Origin of the sequence: Arsukibacterium sp. (genome assembly GCF_041616895.1) — a bacterium.
Lineage (GTDB): Bacteria > Pseudomonadota > Gammaproteobacteria > Enterobacterales > Alteromonadaceae > Alishewanella.
In genome coordinates this window covers 1-2,346 of the sequence record NZ_JBFJPY010000194.1, presented here as the reverse complement: position 1 = coordinate 2,346, position 2,346 = coordinate 1, and the positions used below count along the sequence as shown (strand labels likewise).

Here is a 2,346-nt window from a genome sequence, read left to right as displayed (position 1 = left end):
TAGGGGTGCATATTGTTCGCACCGCTGGCCTGGCTAAGAAGCCTCTAACGTCTGCGCGGGAGCAAGCCTGATGGCTCGTATTTTTATCAGTATTGGCAGCAACACAGACCGCGAGCATTATGTCCGGGCCGGCGTATTGTCGTTGCAACAGTATTTTGGTCAGGTGCAATTATCCAGAGTGTATGAAAGCGAAGCGGTCGGCTTTAACGGTGATCCGTTTTACAATCTGGTTGCCGCGACCGATACCGAACTAAGCATTGCTGATTGTGTGATGGTACTTAAACAAATTGAAGATAGCCATGGCCGGATCCGCGGGGCTGAAAAATTTTGTGGTCGCACCCTGGATTTAGATTTACTGACTTATGATCAAACAATCTGCCAGCAACCGGTGGTTCTGCCACGAGGCGAAATTACTGAAAACGCGTTTGTGTTATGGCCAATGGCGGAAATAGCGCCGGACGAGAGCCATCCGCAAAACGGGTTAAGCTACGCCAGGCTGTGGCAGGATTATCCTAAAGACAAACAAAAAATCTGGCCAGTGCCGTTTAATTGGAGTGAGTGTAATTGAGTACGTTAGAAGTTATTATTTTAGCTATTCTGCAGGGCTTTACTGAGTTTTTACCTATTTCATCATCAGCGCACCTTATTCTACCGTCAGCCATTCTGGGCTGGCAGGATCAGGGTATCGCTTTTGATGTGGCGGTGCATGTTGGTACGTTGCTGGCGGTCATCCTGTATTTCAGGCAGGACATCGGCCGCTTAACCGTGGGCTGGGTGCAAAGCCTTGGCGGTCGCCACAGTACCGATAGTAAATTGGCGTGGTGGGTTATTCTGGCAACCATACCCGCCGCGCTGGCGGGTTTATTAGCGGCAGATTACATCGAAACCTACTTACGCTCACCCTGGGTACTTGCCAGCACCACCATTATTTTTGGTCTGGCATTGTGGTGGGCTGATGCTACGGCGAAACAACAACAAAGTATGGAGCAGCTTACCTGGGGGCAGGCATTATTTATTGGTGTTGCCCAGGCTATCTCATTGATCCCGGGTACATCGCGTTCAGGCATTACCATGACCGCCGCCATGTTACTGGGTTTAGATAAAGTCAGCGCTGCCCGTTTTTCCTTTTTATTATCTATTCCCATTATTGTGTTAAGTGGCGGGTATCAGGCCAGTAAATTGCTGGCTGAACCAACGCGATTTGACTTAAACGCGATATTTCTGGGAATGGGTCTGGCGTTTGTCAGCGCGATAATTTGTATTCACTTTTTCCTGAAAATTATCAGCCGGATGGGCATGCTGCCTTTTGTGATTTACCGGCTGTTATTAGGGATAGGGTTGATTATTTTCCTGGGCTGGTTTGCTGCCTGAGGTACTTAGTGTCCAGGGGATAGGCTAACTCTACTGCCAGGCCCGCTTTGCTGTGCTGATCGCCGCTAAGCGGGCCTTTTGCAACGCCGCACCAATGGCTGCACCCTGAACACCCGTGGCGACGATATCGCGCACATTAACCGCATTAGCGGCCTGCGCCAGGTGCTGTAAATAGCGGGCCTGTGGATAGTCGGCCTGTTCAAACCCTGTACGGCCGCGCAAATCCGCCTGACAGCAGCACAAAATGTCAGCCAGACGCTGAGGTTTACGCCATAAATCAATACCATTAAACAGTTTCAGTACCGTGGCCGGCTTTAATTCACGGGCTTTATGTACCAGCTGATGGTATTCACAGACCAGCAGCGCCAGTTCACGACAATCATTTGGCACCCGTAAGCGCTGACACAGCTGCTCAATTAGCTTCAGACCGGTATACTCGTGACCATGGTGAGACGGTAACAGCTCGGCTTTGGTGACGCCTTTGCCTAAGTCATGCACCAGGGAGGCAAAACGAATATCCAGCCGATCAGACATCATCGCGGCTTGGCGAAGCACCAGCAGAGTATGGATCCCGGTATCAATTTCCGGATGCCACTTTGCTGGCTGCGGCACTCCCCATAACGCTGCTAATTCAGGCATTAGCGCCTGCAACGCACCACAATGATAAAGCAGCTGAAAATAAGCGGCCGGGCTTTGGCTGTTTAATGCTTTGGCCGTTTCCTGCCACACCCGCTCCGGGCTTAGGGTTTGTAACTCGCCACTGTTGCTTAGCTGGCGCATTAACGCCATGGTGTCGTCGGCTACCGTAAAGCCCAGATGGGCGTAGCGGGCATAAAAACGGGCGACCCGCAGCACCCGCAGTGGGTCTTCAGCAAAAGCAGCGGAGACATGGCGCAGCACTCTTTGCTCAATGTCAGCCCGGCCGTTAAACGGGTCGACATAGTTGCCGTTGTCGTCTTTGGCAATCGCATTGAT

General features: G+C 51.5%; 3 protein-coding genes. 2 read left to right on the top strand and 1 reads right to left on the bottom strand.

All coding sequences use genetic code 11. The features are described from left to right. Nucleotides 1-70 precede the first annotated feature (70 nt). Complete coding sequence (gene folK / locus ABY802_RS16650) at nucleotides 71-568, top strand: 2-amino-4-hydroxy-6-hydroxymethyldihydropteridine diphosphokinase (RefSeq protein ID WP_372628239.1); 498 nt, start codon at nucleotides 71-73, stop codon at nucleotides 566-568. Then, nucleotides 565-1,371 carry an undecaprenyl-diphosphate phosphatase gene (locus ABY802_RS16645; RefSeq protein WP_372628238.1) on the top strand — a complete coding sequence of 269 codons (807 nt, stop codon included), beginning with the start codon at nucleotides 565-567 and terminating at the stop codon, nucleotides 1,369-1,371. The genes folK and ABY802_RS16645 overlap by 4 nt, the downstream gene beginning before the upstream one ends. Before the next feature lie 30 nt (nucleotides 1,372-1,401). On the opposite strand, the gene ABY802_RS16640 is transcribed toward ABY802_RS16645, so the two are convergent. After that, nucleotides 1,402-2,346 (bottom strand): multifunctional CCA addition/repair protein (locus tag ABY802_RS16640; RefSeq protein WP_372628237.1); only part of this gene is annotated, 945 nt, incomplete at its 5' end.

Coding starts and splice junctions, on each gene's coding strand:
- folK (WP_372628239.1), top strand. CDS start 71: ATGGCTCGTATTTTTATCAGTATTGGCAGCAACACAGACCGCGAGCAT.